Below are 15,457 nucleotides of genomic sequence, written 5' to 3' on the forward strand. Positions count from 1 at the left end.
AGATTTCTGAGTATTTTAATCATCTATATGGTAAAACCATCAGAAATTCCAAATGATTTATTCTTTGAGTTTACTTTCTTTGAAGACGTCAGAGCCGTACCAACAATATCTAAAGTAATCAAGGCACCATTCATGAAACATTTGATCATTCGAATAAAACATTTCAGAAATATCTGATTCGTTATCATTTGTAGGAAACATTATGCATGCCTCCTTTTCATTTAGGACAAGCACAGTATGTACATCTTTTACCATTTTTCTTTCAACAAATCCTTTTTCAATCAATTTGTCAAACCCTAATTTCTTCAGCAATGCCTTTCTGCCTTTTGGAATAACAGTATTTTCTGCATAGATATAGTGGAATTGGACTCCTTTCTTTACCTGTTTGACTAAAGGTTCTATTAAATCAAGAGGCACCTCTGAAACTACCTCATAGATGTATTTTTCAGAATTTTTGTAAATGCTCTTCCATTGTTCAAGTACTTTAGAAACTCCTTTGATATGCTTGTTCAATGCAAGCTGTCCGCAACGCATATTGAATTTGTGGGGAACGTCTCCAAAGCTATGCTTTTCAAAATATTGCAGATTCTGCATCAAAAATACCAAAGAAGGAACTTGAGAGCATATGATTTTACCAAATGTTGTCAGTTCAAATGTTCCCCCTGATGTTTTTTTAATCAATCCATTTTTTTCAAGTCGTGAGAAATTCCTATGAACTTCCTGTCGTGTTGCCTGAAGTTCTTTTGCACATGTAGTCGGGGTCAAATTCCTACTAAGTAACATGAACAATATGTTTAGTCTCTGAGGACTTGCAAGCTCCAAAACATAATCAGCCGTTTTGTCAATAAGATCTTCCATAATTACTTGCCATATAGTTCACTTAAAAATCAGTAGAAATAGGTTCAGGTAAAATAATCAGGCAGTATTCCATGGACGTGACTCCAAAAAATCAATCTCTGCAACCATATCATCGACTTTCTTGACTACTGCAAATATTGAACGATATTCATCATACATATCAGATTCTTCCTGAGGAGTAAGAACACTGGATTCGGCATCATCAAAAAACTTGTTTTCCTTGTTCAAGTGGTCATTAAGGAACACAGCATATGTTTTGAGATAGCGTATGACATTTTCCCTGGCATCCTCGCCATTCTTCCATCTTTTGAGGTGATGTGAAAGTTTTCTTGCAACATTTCTTCCAAGCTCATGTTCTACAAGGAATTTGTGGATCTCATCTTTGAGAGAACCATGACTTGAAACGCAAGGAAAGTAAGAGTCTTCTTCCCTAGAATGATGAATTGTGTCAATAAATTCAGAGATGACAATTGTAATTTTTGTCAAATCAGAAAATGGAATTTCTTCTCCTTTGTTAAGTTCACCCACACACTTGAAAATAATTTTCTCCAATCTTCGTACATGTACATGGTCTTCTCTCAGAGTATTCGTTGCACTCATTTTCTACTCCTTTGAGGACAAAAAATTCCTAAGAATTTCTGCAGCTCCAGAAGTATCACATGCTTCAAGCCTGTCAAGAAGATAAGAATCGGCTTCTATTTCATTCATTTTTTCTTTAAGATTACGATATTTTTCTGCATCATCATAATAATTTAAAATCTGAGTTAAATCATCAGATGAAATACCACTTTCTTTAAGTTTAGATTCAAGATCTTCTTTTTTCAATGACATTAATCACTCTCTAAATTATATTTAAAACCACATTACATTTTCCATGTTGAATAATGCTGGTGTCATGTAACATTTACAGTACCTTTCATCCATGGATGTAATGTACAGATATAATCAATGATGCCAGGATTTTCAAATGTATGACTCCAAGTTTTGCCCGCTTGAATAAATTCTGAATCAAATGATTTTTCATTATCAGTCACAGTATGTACAACAGAATCATCGTTTGTCCAAGTTACTGTTGTTCCAGATTTTACCTCGATGGAAATTGGATCATAAGATTCCACAACATCTGGATTCCAAGAGCCTTTTACAATTGAAACTTTATCAGTTTGGACTTTTTCAGTATGGCTGACCTGAACCTGACCTAAATTCTCATATGAGATTATCTTTGGTTGTTCTAATGATTTTATCAATTCTTCTTGCCATTCTATCATGGAATAGCTTCCTTTGTTGTTACTTGGAGTTTGAATATCAGTTAATGAGGATGCATCCTCAAGCACTTCAATAATTGCCATAGAGCCACGTTCTTCCTGAATACCGTGAACATGGAACAAGTATCTACCAGGAGTGTCCCAAGTAGCTTCAATAATTGCAGTATCACCATTTCCAATCAAATGTGTCTGTGCAAAATATGGTTCATTCCATAAAATTCCTGATGGGTAGACCTGCATTATTGTACTGTGTATATGAAAAGGGGATTGCAACACGCCACCAATACCAACTACATAAAATCGTGTCAGATCTCCAGCTACAACTTTGATTGGGTGTTCCATGTATTGACCAGCATACCCGTTAATTGGATAGTATTTTGTAAAATACGCTAGAGTGTCAGTAGGATCAAACTCACTTAAAGTGAAAAAGTACTCTCTTGCAGGCTCCATTGGTCGTATTGCAGGATCAATTATCATTGTACCAAACATCCCCATTCGAACATGTTCAGTTGTGGGAAATGCATGACAATGATACATGAAAAGACCTGCCTCTTCTGCGATAAAGTGATACGTGTATTCTTCTCCAGGCATTATCATTGGAAACACACCATCATTTACAGAGTCATGAGTTCCATGGAAATGAATAGTATGTGCATATGGAGTATCATTAACAAACTTGACAGTAACATCATCCCCTTCGCTAAATCTAAGAGTAGGAGCTGGAACTGTTCCATTATATGTCCAAACTGTTGCACGTTCACCACCAGCTACTTCAATTTCTGCATCTTGGGCAATTAGTGTATAATGTAATGTCTGAGGATTTGGATTCTCAAATTTTGGATAGATATTAGACGAGTCTGCAATAGTAGTTTGTAATTCAGGAGATTGAATCAGTAATGCAGATGCAATACCGACCCCTATAATCACCCCTACAATAACATACAGAGTACTTGGCTTGATCATAATATCACCGACAGTACAACTATTGAAATTCCTGCAATAGCATAAAATGCCCAGAATGCTTTTTTGTGTCTTGGAGGATTTTGCTTAGCTTGAGATTTCATTGTATTCCTCCTTTAGAAAAAACTGCGAGAACAGTGTGAAAAAAGTCACACTTGTTTTCGTGTCTATGGGGATAGCGTTCTCGCATATTCAGAATATACCAAAAGAAAGGATTAATCTTCGTCAGCTGTATAGCTTACATGTAACGCTAGATGAGACAAAATTCTTTGAGAAAAAAAATAATGCAAATTAGGAGGAATTGATTGTCTAGAAATTCAGGTCCATTTCCATCATGTGTTGGAGAATGTAAAAAGTATCAAGTAAAAAGACCTCTGAAGGGTAGAAGATACGAGTTAGGACAGAAGAGATGTCAAACACGCAACCAATGGCTAGAATACGATGGGATTAGGTGCCCATGTTGCAATTACAGGCTCAGAACAGGTGCACGAAGCAGAACAACAGAAAAAATAGTGCCTAGAATATGAACATTCCAATTATCTGATTTTTAAAAAAATGGAGTAAATGGGTTTAGGAGATTTCCTTTCCACATTTACTTGAACATATTTTTTCAAACAAGCTGACAAACTCTCGTCCACAATGAATACATTTTTTGAGAATTTTCATTAGTTATGAAACAGCTCCACAAAGTCGCAGGAATTGCAAAACTTTGCTTGGATCTTTCTCCAAGGCTGTCGTGCATGGATAGAGACATTCGTGTCACTTGTGTGAATTAGGTTTGAACACTTTGGACATGATTCCATGTTCTTAGTTATTGCACAATGATATTACAAGTGGTAAACAACACAGTTGCTTTGTCATAAGACAAGCTGACAGACTTGGCTACAATTTTTCAAAACATAATACATAATTAACTAACAATTATTGTAAAGAAGCAATTGAGCACTGAACAAAAAAAGAAAACAGAGACAATGTCGTTTAGGTTAGACAGTCAGATCTTAGGTAAATTACGAGCAGAGTCAGAATCTCAAGGGGTCAGTTTGAATACATTGGCAAGTAAGATCTTTTCAAGATATGTAGATTGGGGCATGTTTGAGCCTAAAGTAGGAATGGTGCCAATAGCAAAACCCATTGTAACTGCATTATTTCAAAAACTTTCAGAACAAGAGACTATTGATCTTGCAAAACAAATTGGCAAAAGTATCGTGTCAGATATAGCCACATTCATGAAAGGCTCATTTGATCTAGACTCATTTGTATCATGGTTTATCACGAGAATGAAAATATCTGATTTTGAGTTGAACCACACGATAAATAATTCAAAACACAGTTTCATAATAAAACATGACTTGGGATACAACTGGTCACTGTATCACAAAACAGTACTGGAATTAATTTTCAATGAGGCATTTGAGAAAAAAATTGATTTTGAGATAAAAGATAGAATGATGGAATTAAGTTTTGAGAAATAATCAAACAGCCTTGATTGTTCCAGTCATCCATGGATGAAGCATACAGTAGTATTCATACAAACCCACACTTTCAAATGTCTGCTCAAATGCATCACCAGGCATCATCATGCCAGAATCAAACAATTCATCATTGCTTGTCACAGTATGAACTGAGATGTCCTTGTTTGTCCACGTGACAGTATCACCTTTCTGAATCTGTGTCAATTTAGGATAGTATGACTTGTTTGAAGATTTTATCGCAGAACCTTCTTCTACTTCACAAAGAGTGGTTTCAACTATCTGGGATTCATCGGTATTCTGTGCAAATGTGAGATGTTCTTCATGACTAGATGTACTTGCAGCAGTTTTTGTGATTTCTGCAGATTTGTCAGGAGATTCCAGTTCTGTGAAAACTTGTTTTTGCCAATCCCACATATCAATGGATTTAGTTCTTGCAACATCAACACCATCTATTGCATCAGATGAGGCATCTCTTACATCAAAGTAAGCCATAGTGCCCTTTTCTTCAGGGACACCATGCAAATGGAAGAGATACCTTCCAGGTTCTTTCCATGTAGCTTCAAAGATTGCAGCATTTCCAGGACCGACCTCCCATGTCTGTGTCTTGATAGGTTCATTTTCCCAGATTCCAGAAACTATAGTATCAAATATTGTACCATGAATGTGGAACCCAAATGCAGGGATTGCACCCATATCTACATAATACAATCGGACTAATTCACCAGTTTTTGCAGGCAATGGATTTGTCCAGTATTGATCAGCATATCCGTTAAAGAAAACATAATCAGGCGTCCATGTCTCCTGATCTTCCAAATCGTATTCACCTTTGACAAGAACATATTCCCTTGCAGGTTCTACTCCTTCTCTAGGATCTACAATGAATGCACCATACAATCCATTTCTAACATGTTCAGACACTGGCATAACATGACAATGGTACATGAAAACCCCTGCAGGTTCTGCTATGAAATCATACGTGTAAGACTCACCAGGAAGAACTTCTTGAAACACTCCATCATTTTTCTCATTATGATCACCATGAAAATGCATCGTATGTGGAAGTTTTCCGTTATTGATAAAATTGATAATCACCCTGTCTCCTTCAGTTGCACGTAACGTAGGACCAGGAATTGTTCCGTTATATGTCCAAGCTTCAACTCTAACACCTGGAGAAATCTCCAACGTTGTATCTTCAGCAATCACAGTGAATGTTCTTGTAATTGGAGAGCTGTGGACAGAGGGGTCTTGAGCGAATGATTGCAAAGGCAATTCGGAATCTAAGAAGAAAACACCTAATGTTACTCCGAGAGATATAACGCCGATGAGCATGATCGTTGTTCTGTCCACGAAACACAATATCACAGATTGCTTTTAATCAGGAGGTTTATTTTGCAAACATTTGCAAACAACATAATACGCTGTTCTTATGTACAATGTTTTTTTCTAATCTGTCTTGGCACCAAGATGTAAGGGACATTGTATTGATTTTAAGATAAAACGATTTGAGGGAGGAATAAAGTATCAAAATGGATTAAAGTGGTGTACGATATGTTCAAGATTTATTCAGACAGATCTTATACGTTGTTCTTGTTGCAACACAAAATTGCGAGTAAGAGCTAAGAACAGAATATATCAAAAAAAGATTCAAAGAATTTGACAAGGACATTTTCAAAAAATGAAAATCTCAGATTGGTTTAATTACAAAATATGCAAATCAAGATCATGGAAATCAAAGGGATGTACATGCTAAAGACATCAGAATTTACCGAGGAAAAAATTCAAGAGTCACTCAAAATGTTGTATGCAGACAGGCAAAACGAGTTCCGCACGATATCTGAAGTATTCTTGGGAAAAGACAGATTGAATCAGACTCCAGAATGGAAGGAATTTGTGTTGAATTTTTGTCTGGACGTAGAGGACTCTTTTAAGACATGGTCTAATCAAAAACAGCCATCTACAACATCACCCCAAAAAGCCCTGACAATCCTAAGACAGATAGGCAATGGCATGACATCCATGAACCAACTAACGCACATACTGAATCTTGCATTCAACATATCAAAGGAGTTCAAAGAGATTTACAGACGTTTGAAATGATGATTCAAAAACATGTTAGTTTGATTAATGTTGGTTTAGATTAACTGTTTATTGTTAAATGAAGATTTGTGTTTCAGAAAAGATTTACAAGACAATATTGTCTTACGAGTAAGGCCAACCAGTAACCACGTAGTTTGCTCACTAAACTTGCTCCAATTAAAAAATAATTTTCAAATTATAAAAAATCAGATAAAATGAGAAAAGAGGACTAGTCTTTAACATCCAAACATGATTTCACAGTTTGGCTTTGAGAATTAGTGAAAAAAGTGAAAAAGCGTGAAAAAAGCGTGAAAATCAGGTAGTGTTCTATGTTAATTCACGTTTTTCACATTTCACAAAAATTTCCTATAATATAGGGGGGTTTTGTGAAAATAGTGACAAACATTTTTTGAAAAATAGATTCAGATTTTTTCTTATTAAATTGAAACAGAAATAATACATCGACGTGCGACGTTATGCATACGCGAAAAACTAATGGCTTTTAGTTTTCAAGTATTTCAATTAAGAAAGACATCGTTTATCTTTTAAATCATTTAATCTTCTCGTATTCAATCTGAATTTCATAAATTCAGGTTTTTTGCTGCAAAGTTCACACAGATGCCAAACATCATCTTTTTGCAAGGATCCAGTGTCAAATTTCACTTCAATGGTTTTTGAGTGACTATCATCGCAGACAAAGTAATCATCTATCAAATATCAAACCCTCCAGTTGCAATATTGGTGATGAAGTACCTACTGACTCAAGAAAAGAGGTCAGGGAGACACATGAGCAAGAGCAGTCATTCATCAAGTACTAATGGACAAAAAATTGGGAATAATGTCCACATGTGGACATACCTTGCAATTTCAACATATTTGATCATAAATAGAGCAGTTAACCAAATGACTGATTCTCTATGAGAGAATTAAATCAAATTTGTTATGATTTGAGCAGCACCATCCAAATTAAATTCTGGAAATAAGATAATTTCTAAGACGAGGTTCTTCTATTTGATGCGAATCTTCATTTTAATTCGGATTTAGTACTTATCCAATCTAAAGGAATTAGTTTTTCCCCATTTCGCCATCTCTCTCTAATACATGATTGGAATTTTGTATCAGCAGGTTCTGCATGTTCTGTTATGATGACTTGCAATTGCCCTTTTGATTCCTCTACAGTGTTAAAAATCAAATTAAAGACTCTTGCTAATGATTTTTCATCATCACTACTGAGTTGTTTGGTTTTTACTGATTTGTCTTGTGGATAATAAACCTGAGATGGTTGATCAAAAATAATGAATCTGGGAACGGGTCTTGAATGTTTTCTAAAAAACTGATGTAGAGCTAAATGTGTAATTATATGATACCCCATCCAATTTTTCCCACTTCCCGTATTTCTCAATGAAATTGGATTGCCATCTCTTTCTATAATTAGAGTCAATTTGTTTAAATCAAGTTTTATAGGGTATTCTGAATGTTCTAATTCTAATTCTCGTGACCACTCTGTCATGAGATCGCTAATTTCATTCAGCGCTTTTTTCGTTTTACGTTCAATTAGACTATCATCAAGAATCTTCTCAATTTCCTCAATTTTTGTTTTTGTTTTTATGGTGTTTTTTAATCCTAAATTCTCATCTGATGCATCCACATTTTCTAACCAGAATTTGATTTTTCCAATAATTTCAGATTTCATCATTTGAATATTTCTTAAATCCTGTTCTTTTTGATGGTACTTTAAAATTGAATTAATTTGTGTGAGCAATTGATTTCTGTCAAAAATTATTTTTTCACGTTTATCTTCTAATGAATTCAGATATTTTTGAATATGGGGTTTTTCTTTTTGTGTCCCTTCAAGAGATTTTGCTAAATCTTGAATTGAATTGTTGATTGAATTAACTTGAGAAATTTTTGTTTTTAGTTCACTTTCACATAATGGACACACAGTAGAATCATGTTTCAATATGTCAAAAAGTCCTAAAGTATCTAAGCGTTGTTTTTGAAATTCCATTTCTGTAGCATATGATGCAATCTCCTCATGAGCTTTTTTTAGGTCACTAATTTTTTCATCTAGATAAGATAATTCCTTATCTGTTTTTTTGATCTTTTCTTGTAATTCAAACAGTCGGCTATCTTTAGGTAAATCTAACGACTCAATTTGAGATTTAGCTGCTTTTTCAAGAATTTTTTGATTGTGTTTTATGTCTCCTAATTGGGTATTTGAAGGAATAAGCCCATATTCTTTGGCCTCTGCAATTAATCCAATAGTTTTTGATATGCCTTCTCCACGAATTGACGCATATTCTTTTTCCTCTTGTTCTAATCTAAACAACTCTCTTCTAATTTTCATTAATTCAAATTCCAACATCATTAGATTGTCTGGAATTGCTCCAAGAAAATATGGGGTTACCACGGATAATGTTTTAGGAATCCATTCTTCATCTTGTCTATGGAATAAAATTTTCTTTGAAGCTATTTCTGACTGATATTGAAAACAAAATAATGAACTATGGTTAAAATTTACAGAAATTGGGACATTCATATTTTTTGAGATAGAAAGTTTTAGTTCAGAGGGAATACCTATCTCTGAAGTTAGTTTGTTGCGAACTACATCTGTTGTGATATTTTCATGAGGGGTTTTAGAAGGAGATGTTAATTTTGCATTTTTTTCAAAATATGCTTTTGTAGATGAATTTTTTCCAGGATTGGGATTTTTACGAGCAATGAAAATTCTTTCATTTTTCATTTGAAGCAGTACTCCATACCAATCAACAGTTTCTCTAATTGGGCCTGCAGGAATTGTACATGTGTCGCTTCCAAAACAATATTCAAGTATATCTACTAAAGATGATTTTCCAGTTGTCGAATCTCCAGTGATGATGTTTGTTGCCCCTAAATGAAATTCTACTTTTCTAATTTTTCCATTTTTTCCATATAGAACAATTTCTTTTATTTGCATTATGGTTTTACTCCCAATGATGAATAAATTGATTCAATTTTTCTCGTTTTTGCAAACCAGCGTCCTATAGTTTCAGCTTTTTTAAAACATTCAGTTTTTTCATCATGTACATCATCTATGGTGTCGTTAATTTGATAATTCAAGACAGTTATTGACGCGTTATTATCTAATGAAATTTGATTTTGTTCTAACAAAAACCAAAATGAATTTTTTGTTACAGGAACCAAATCTTTTGCAATTTTATGAAAATGTATCAAAATTTCTGAATTCATATTTAACCAATTTGAGAAATTTTGACGTGAACCATATTCAATTTTTTCCCTAGTTTCTTTATGCAAAACTAACGGAAGTATTAGGAATAAGAGTGGAAAAGGCATGGGTCTGGTGGAATATTTTGTATATTTTTTGACACATCTGCGCAAAATTTCTGCACAGAACGCAGGATTAAAGAGATTGAAAATCTCTCGTGATTCATTCGTTTGATTCATTTTTATCCATTTTCGAAATTTTAGTTTTGTAATCTGGATGCCATCCTATTTCTTCTTTATCCGACAGTATCTGAAAAGTGCCACGTCTAACAAAAGGAGATTTACATAATGGTCTTATACACAATGCATCAGTTCCATAGTTTGCCCATTGAAGTAATTCTCTACCCCGAGATTTTTTGGTATTGTCATGGGAATTATTATCTAAAGATTCTTCCATCTCGTCAAATCTTCGTTCCCATTCTGTTCTCAATAAATTATCAAATTTTTTTAATTCATCAAAGAATATCAATTCATTTCTAATCCACTTTGATCTATGCTCACTAGCAAGGTAGAAGTCACTCTTGCAATGTCTTTTCGTGTTATCGCCTACAGAAATCCAATCTAATTGTTTTACAAAAGTTCTGTCATCATTAGGCAAATCTTTATCAGATATGGCTGATTCGTCAAAATAAATTGGTAAATTATCATTAGTGTATTTTCTAGATATGTCTAAAATTTTTTCTCTAACTTCATTTTTAGATATATTTCTAGATATTTGCCCCGTCAATCTAAGCAAAACTTCTCCCCACCACCAACCAAGTAATTCATCATACAAATCATTAATTCGGTTAGGAATCACACTATAATCAAGACTTGAAATAATTGCTTTTTTATTTCATTAATTTTTGGGTATGTGTCTATGATGTAGATGTTATCTAATAGACTAAATTTTTGATAATCATCTAGCTTGTTAAATTTATCATAATGCTTTTCATGAGAAACATCTATTTTTTTCGCGATTTCATTAATTTTTTTAAAACTGATGCAGTGTCTCTGTTTTCAGGACGTAAGTTAGTTAAGACTGAAGAATCAGAAATTTTTTGCGTAGTGATTATCATCAACATTGTGTCTTGTGGTCTCAGTTTTTTTTCAAAATATGCTTCACTCCAATTTCCCAAGGTGTTCCAAAAATCTGTACTGGAATTGGTCAATTTCCCTTTGTCATCCTTGTGGTGTTTGGTTTCTATCCCAACAATAATTTGTTCATCTTTTATGAGGGACACATCATCAAATTTTTCCAAAGCAATTTCAGTATTTTCGTTACTTTTCAACAATAAAGACAATGCAAAATATGCCTCGTAAACATACCCTACAAAGGAATCACTTGCGTCAATTTTTTTCATTGTTTGCATGCTATCATATTCATAAAATAATTGCAAGTACTTTAACTTGATTGCATCTCAATCTTAGTGTTTTATGTAGAGACTTTAACCAATTCGAAAATTCTCCTTAAGAGAATTTTAAATACAATTTTTATTTTTGATTTTTATTTTCTTGTCTTGCAATCCAGTTCAAAATTTTCTCATTATCTTCTTTGATTTGTTCAAGTTCAGTTTTTTCTGATTTTAATTTCTCGTTTTCAACACGCATTCTTTCATCATCAGATATAGTCAACAATGGAATTGCCTTTTGATATTCAGAAAATCTCTCAAAATCATCTTCCTGATATCGCTCATAGTGAGATTCCAAGCCTACTTTATGACCCATCATATCCTCTTTATCCAAAAAATTTACCTTGGCACGTCTCATCATGGTGTTAAAATATTTTCGAAGACCATGTGCTAGCATAACCTTGTGGCGTTTCTTACCGGGTTCTAACGGAGGTCTCAATCCAGCCTTTTTAGCAAGTGTGTTCATTCTTGATTCCATACCTCTTTTGCCTATTCGTTTAGGATCATGAATCCTAACTGAAATAACAAGAGGTTCAGAGTCTTTAGGATATCTCATGAATCTAGATTTCCAATATTCTTTGTACAGTTGCAGATACTTTCCAGCTTCTGGTGTAAAGTGAGTCCAGTACTCTTCATTATCACCATGATAAACTCTCAGAGCACCGCCTTTCAATGAATTATCATCATTGTAAAAGAACAAGACATCTTCCCACGTGAAATAGTCCCATGCCTCAATTCTAAATCCTGCTGAAGAAGAAAGCGTTATCATGATTTTATCAACAAGGTTTGTGGCATTTGCCATTAACATTTGAAGTTGTTCTCTAGAGTATGCCATGTCTTTTGACTTGCCGGGTTTTGGAATGGATTTTCCTATCATCTTCCATGAAAAGTCAATATCGTTTGCAGCAAACAATGCCTTGATTGGTTTGATTAAATTCAAAACTCTTGCAGGAGAAATCTCTTTAGAATCTACTTTCTTTTTTAATTCTCTAACATATGCATTGATAATTGATTTGCCTATCTTTACATCGTCTCTAACAAGAGCAACAAAGGCTTCTGTTTTGTCAGTAGTGTCAATCTTTTTTTCTTCAAAAATCTTGTCTGGAATTAAATCAAGAAACTTTTGTAGATCATTTGTGTATTTTTTGCGAGTTTTTTCATTTCTGATATAATCTAAAAAATTCTGAAAAGCAGACGATTTTACATCAGAAATATCTAATTTCATACATTCTATAGAACTTGGGGCTATTTTAGTAAGTAAAATACAGGAGAGCCGACTAGTCTCCCCCGCCCTCAGATCATAAGACCTGATGAACAACATACATTACAAAATTTGTATAAAAACACAAAATAATTTTTGAGCCTAAAATCCCAACAAAACAGACTCACCGGTTAAAGAATCAAAGAATAGTTTTCCGGCTGCAATCAAAATAACCACAGATACTAGAATCTGCAGATATCTCTCCTTAACATCAATAGACAATCTTGCACCAACCAATCCTCCAATAAAAGAGCCAATTGCCAAAAATCCTGCTTGAAGAAAATCAGGATGCCCCAAAAGACTGTGAACGATTACTCCAGATAATGAAGCAAACAACAAGATCATCTGCGAAGTTGGAGCAGCTTTCTTCATGGCCATTCCCATGCCGACAACCATCAATGGAACAAACACAATACCACCACCTATTCCAAAGAAAGAAGAGATTATTCCTGCAAAAAAGCTGGCACCTATTGCAAAAACCATCATTTGTGCAGAGACTTTTTTTTCTTTTGTTTCAATTTTTTTTTCGCAAGAAGATGTATGCAGCTGATGCAATCAATACAAAACCAAATAAAATTTTAAAAATGTCAGGAGCAACATCACTTGAAATAATTGCCCCAAGAACAGTTCCAGGAACTGACAACAGCCCAAGTTTTAACCCCAAGGAATATTCTATTCGTCTTTGCCTAGAATATGAAACAGTGGATGCAACAGCATTACTTAGAGCAGCAAAGAGACTATTGCTTGCAGCAGCAATTGGCGGAAATCCTAAAAATGTTAAAACAGGAACTACAATTATTCCTCCACCCAATCCAATCATAGACCCCAACACTCCTGCTGCAAATCCCAAAAGAATTAGCCATAATTGATCAATCATCGTATTTGCCAATCAAAGAATTTTGTTGTATATAATTAGACGTGTTTTAAAATTATTAATGTCTGTAACACAGAATTATCTTTTGATGTAATTTCTAAGAGGATTTCAGTATCTGCCAGGTTATCAATTTTTGATTTGATATTACGTTTATCAGAATCATAATAGAATGTGTGTACAGCATCCACCCATTCAGGAATGGATTCAAAGCCAATAGCATCTTCTTCCTCCCAGCAGTCACAGACAAGTGTACGAATTACTGTTTCAAATATTACAAATGTTTTTTCTTTGTCCGATTCCAAAGTACCAGTTTCAAGGTTAGCTATTGCCAAAATAGGAGAGTCAGTACTTCCACCTATGTTGATGTTTCCAAGTGTATTTCCATCCGAATCTAAAACAGCAGTGGTTGTACAGTATTCTACATTTTTAGGCAGCCCATTTTCAAAGAATGTGCAATATTGACTAATTGTGTGATCAGTTACTGCAGTAGGAGACGAGACAAATATACCATTTTCTTTTAGAGACGTCTGAATTTTTTCAATATCATAATAAGTGAATCCAGAGTCATAGATGGGTGTTGTGAGAGGTTTAGGAGATTCGTCCATAGTCAGCACAGCATAAGAGATAACAACTGCAATTACAAGAACAATAGGAATCACAATGAGTTTATTCACAATCAACAACTCTGGCATTCAAAGATAAGGTTTTGCAATTCTAAATCGATATTATAGTCAAAGTGGAATCTTTTGTAATGTTGTTTTGTTCAACGAATCCAGCAGTTACTTCAAGGACATAAAGTGCATCGTGTTCGGGCACCACACTTTGGCACGTAGCAATTTCTAGTGCAGCTTTGCATGGAGGAATGTTTTGTTCGATATGAACAGCTTTACCATTTACATCAAACCAGATCATGTCAAGTGGAAACTGCATGTTAAGCATCCACAGAGAATAAAGTCCAGGTTCATCAAAGACAAAAATCATTCCTTGATCATAAGGTAATTGATCCTGGAACATCAGTCCGCGAACTCTTCGTGGTTCAGTATCTGCAATCTGTACCTCAAGTGGGATATCATCAACCATGATTGTTCCTCGAGGAAATTCAACTGATTCTAGCTTACTTTCGCTGGGAACAGACATCAGCCCTACAGCGCCAATGATAACTGCGGCAATTGAGATTGGAATAAGTGCCTGAGCCCTAGTAGCCACAGTATGATTTGCAGACTCCTTTTAAAATACGTTAATTATCTTTAGAATTTAGGACATTTATACAAACAAAAGCAAATGGTAGTGATTGCCTGAAGATAAAATACTTCCAAAGGATATAGATTCAGATTACAGTCTACCCGGACGTTACGAAGAAAGTAATCCAACATATCAAGAACCAAACATTCCTCAAGAGATACCACCAAAACCAAGAAGCAAAAGTCTGGTTATAGGAATAATTGCTTTTGTCATTGTATCATCAGGATTCTTTTCATATTACTTTATCAATCAAAGCGAGATAGACTCACAGATTGTTCAGAACACACTAAACATGAGTTCAGAGCAAGTATTGGCAGACCAATACAACATTGGAAAATATGGAAGTGATCACACCCATGCTGCAATACTTGTTGTAGTAGATGAGGAGCAACTAAATTTTGGCTTGCCGCAGTTTCAGCTGTCAAGTAAGTACATACACTTTGAGGATCATAATCCATATTTGATTCACAAACATGCAACTGGAGTACCATTAGAGATGCTCTTTGTATCGATAGGATTGAAAGTAACACAAGACTGTATTTTTGTAGAATATGGTTTTTCTGAAAGTACTAGTGAATTTTGTGCAGAAGGAAAAAAGTCAGTTCAAGTTTATCTAAACGGAGATAGATTTCTATCAGACATATCCCAATATGAAATTCAACAGGGGGATAGAATACTAATCACATTGGATGAAAAATCAATTTCAAAACATTTGAAATATTTAGATTCATTTAGAATATTTGATGTTCCAGAAAAACCATCAATTAATTCAGGAAAGGATATTTTTATCTAAA

17 protein-coding genes and 1 pseudogene are annotated in these 15,457 nt (G+C 34.4%); 5 read left to right on the plus strand and 13 right to left on the minus strand.

Features of this window, described 5'->3' with window-relative positions; genetic code table 11:
• Window positions 1–57: 57 nt before the first annotated feature.
• From NKOR_RS06210 to NKOR_RS06225, 4 genes are all read right to left on the minus strand, one after another.
• A complete protein-coding gene (locus NKOR_RS06210; RefSeq protein WP_014963513.1) occupies window positions 58–858 on the minus strand; it encodes a helix-turn-helix transcriptional regulator in 801 nt (266 codons plus the stop codon).
• Window positions 859–915: 57 nt separating this feature from the next.
• A complete protein-coding gene (locus NKOR_RS06215) occupies window positions 916–1,458 on the minus strand; it encodes a hemerythrin domain-containing protein (protein ID WP_014963514.1) in 543 nt (180 codons plus the stop codon).
• A gap of 3 nt (window positions 1,459–1,461) precedes the next feature.
• Window positions 1,462–1,689, minus strand: a complete 228-nt coding sequence (locus NKOR_RS06220; protein ID WP_014963515.1) for a hypothetical protein — start codon at window positions 1,687–1,689, stop codon at window positions 1,462–1,464.
• A gap of 62 nt (window positions 1,690–1,751) precedes the next feature.
• Window positions 1,752–3,086 (minus strand): multicopper oxidase domain-containing protein, encoded by a 1,335-nt coding sequence (locus NKOR_RS06225; RefSeq protein WP_014963516.1) that lies wholly within the window; start codon window positions 3,084–3,086, stop codon window positions 1,752–1,754.
• 302 nt (window positions 3,087–3,388) lie between these two features.
• Here NKOR_RS06225 and NKOR_RS06230 point away from each other — a divergent pair, with 302 nt between their 5' ends.
• Both NKOR_RS06230 and NKOR_RS06235 read left to right on the plus strand, forming a co-directional pair.
• Window positions 3,389–3,610 (plus strand): hypothetical protein, encoded by a 222-nt coding sequence (locus NKOR_RS06230; RefSeq protein ID WP_016939264.1) that lies wholly within the window; start codon window positions 3,389–3,391, stop codon window positions 3,608–3,610.
• A gap of 411 nt (window positions 3,611–4,021) precedes the next feature.
• Complete coding sequence (locus tag NKOR_RS06235; protein ID WP_014963517.1) at window positions 4,022–4,555, plus strand: hypothetical protein; 534 nt, start codon at window positions 4,022–4,024, stop codon at window positions 4,553–4,555.
• Here NKOR_RS06235 and NKOR_RS06240 read toward each other — a convergent pair whose 3' ends face one another.
• Window positions 4,556–5,902 (minus strand): multicopper oxidase domain-containing protein, encoded by a 1,347-nt coding sequence (locus NKOR_RS06240; RefSeq protein WP_016939265.1) that lies wholly within the window; start codon window positions 5,900–5,902, stop codon window positions 4,556–4,558. It abuts the gene before it with no gap.
• Between the two features lie 375 nt (window positions 5,903–6,277).
• Between NKOR_RS06240 and NKOR_RS06245 the strand changes: the two genes are divergently transcribed.
• Together NKOR_RS06245 and NKOR_RS06250 are read left to right on the plus strand one after the other, a co-directional pair.
• On the plus strand, window positions 6,278–6,652 hold the full coding sequence (locus NKOR_RS06245; protein WP_026089973.1) for a hypothetical protein: 375 nt from the start codon (window positions 6,278–6,280) through the stop codon (window positions 6,650–6,652).
• A 657-nt stretch (window positions 6,653–7,309) separates the two neighbouring features.
• Entirely contained in the window at window positions 7,310–7,552 is a 243-nt protein-coding gene (locus tag NKOR_RS06250) for a hypothetical protein (RefSeq protein ID WP_014963520.1), read from the plus strand.
• 103 nt (window positions 7,553–7,655) lie between these two features.
• Here the strand turns inward: NKOR_RS06250 and NKOR_RS06255 are convergent, their stop codons facing one another.
• From NKOR_RS06255 to NKOR_RS06290, 8 genes and pseudogenes are all read right to left on the minus strand, one after another.
• A complete protein-coding gene (locus NKOR_RS06255; protein ID WP_014963521.1) occupies window positions 7,656–9,587 on the minus strand; it encodes a DUF3732 domain-containing protein in 1,932 nt (643 codons plus the stop codon).
• Window positions 9,587–10,075 (minus strand): three component ABC system middle component, encoded by a 489-nt coding sequence (locus NKOR_RS06260; RefSeq protein ID WP_014963522.1) that lies wholly within the window; start codon window positions 10,073–10,075, stop codon window positions 9,587–9,589. Before NKOR_RS06260 ends, NKOR_RS06255 begins: the two co-directional genes overlap by 1 nt.
• On the minus strand, window positions 10,059–10,694 hold the full coding sequence (locus NKOR_RS06265) for an ABC-three component system protein (protein ID WP_014963523.1): 636 nt from the start codon (window positions 10,692–10,694) through the stop codon (window positions 10,059–10,061). The genes NKOR_RS06260 and NKOR_RS06265 overlap by 17 nt, the downstream gene beginning before the upstream one ends.
• A gap of 145 nt (window positions 10,695–10,839) precedes the next feature.
• Window positions 10,840–11,238 (minus strand): hypothetical protein, encoded by a 399-nt coding sequence (locus NKOR_RS06270; RefSeq protein WP_148679359.1) that lies wholly within the window; start codon window positions 11,236–11,238, stop codon window positions 10,840–10,842.
• A gap of 130 nt (window positions 11,239–11,368) precedes the next feature.
• The gene (locus NKOR_RS06275; protein ID WP_014963525.1) at window positions 11,369–12,511 is read right to left on the minus strand and encodes a tyrosine-type recombinase/integrase; all 1,143 of its coding nucleotides are present in this window, start codon (window positions 12,509–12,511) and stop codon (window positions 11,369–11,371) included.
• A 138-nt stretch (window positions 12,512–12,649) separates the two neighbouring features.
• Window positions 12,650–13,424, minus strand: a pseudogene (locus tag NKOR_RS10660) (sulfite exporter TauE/SafE family protein).
• A 35-nt stretch (window positions 13,425–13,459) separates the two neighbouring features.
• Window positions 13,460–14,095, minus strand: coding sequence for a hypothetical protein (locus NKOR_RS06285; protein WP_232202935.1), 636 nt, complete (start codon window positions 14,093–14,095; stop codon window positions 13,460–13,462).
• Window positions 14,096–14,135: 40 nt separating this feature from the next.
• A complete protein-coding gene (locus NKOR_RS06290; protein WP_014963529.1) occupies window positions 14,136–14,627 on the minus strand; it encodes a DUF192 domain-containing protein in 492 nt (163 codons plus the stop codon).
• 85 nt (window positions 14,628–14,712) lie between these two features.
• Between NKOR_RS06290 and NKOR_RS06295 the strand changes: the two genes are divergently transcribed.
• The gene (locus NKOR_RS06295; RefSeq protein ID WP_014963530.1) at window positions 14,713–15,456 is read left to right on the plus strand and encodes a hypothetical protein; all 744 of its coding nucleotides are present in this window, start codon (window positions 14,713–14,715) and stop codon (window positions 15,454–15,456) included.
• The last annotated feature ends 1 nt before the right edge of the window (window position 15,457 follow it).

The organism is Candidatus Nitrosopumilus koreensis AR1 (assembly GCF_000299365.1).
In the GTDB taxonomy this organism is placed as follows: domain Archaea; phylum Thermoproteota; class Nitrososphaeria; order Nitrososphaerales; family Nitrosopumilaceae; genus Nitrosopumilus; species Nitrosopumilus koreensis.

What these genes read in the sequence shown, in the direction of transcription:
- NKOR_RS06210 (WP_014963513.1), bottom strand. Translation starts at nt 858, where the DNA reads ATGGAAGATCTTATTGACAAAACGGCTGATTATGTTTTGGAGCTTGCA.
- NKOR_RS06215 (WP_014963514.1), bottom strand. Translation starts at nt 1,458, where the DNA reads ATGAGTGCAACGAATACTCTGAGAGAAGACCATGTACATGTACGAAGA.
- NKOR_RS06220 (WP_014963515.1), bottom strand. Translation starts at nt 1,689, where the DNA reads ATGTCATTGAAAAAAGAAGATCTTGAATCTAAACTTAAAGAAAGTGGT.
- NKOR_RS06225 (WP_014963516.1), bottom strand. Translation starts at nt 3,086, where the DNA reads ATGATCAAGCCAAGTACTCTGTATGTTATTGTAGGGGTGATTATAGGG.
- NKOR_RS06245 (WP_026089973.1), top strand. Translation starts at nt 6,278, where the DNA reads ATGGAAATCAAAGGGATGTACATGCTAAAGACATCAGAATTTACCGAG.
- NKOR_RS06255 (WP_014963521.1), bottom strand. Translation starts at nt 9,587, where the DNA reads ATGCAAATAAAAGAAATTGTTCTATATGGAAAAAATGGAAAAATTAGA.
- NKOR_RS06260 (WP_014963522.1), bottom strand. Translation starts at nt 10,075, where the DNA reads ATGAATCAAACGAATGAATCACGAGAGATTTTCAATCTCTTTAATCCT.
- NKOR_RS06270 (WP_148679359.1), bottom strand. Translation starts at nt 11,238, where the DNA reads ATGAAAAAAATTGACGCAAGTGATTCCTTTGTAGGGTATGTTTACGAG.
- NKOR_RS06275 (WP_014963525.1), bottom strand. Translation starts at nt 12,511, where the DNA reads ATGAAATTAGATATTTCTGATGTAAAATCGTCTGCTTTTCAGAATTTT.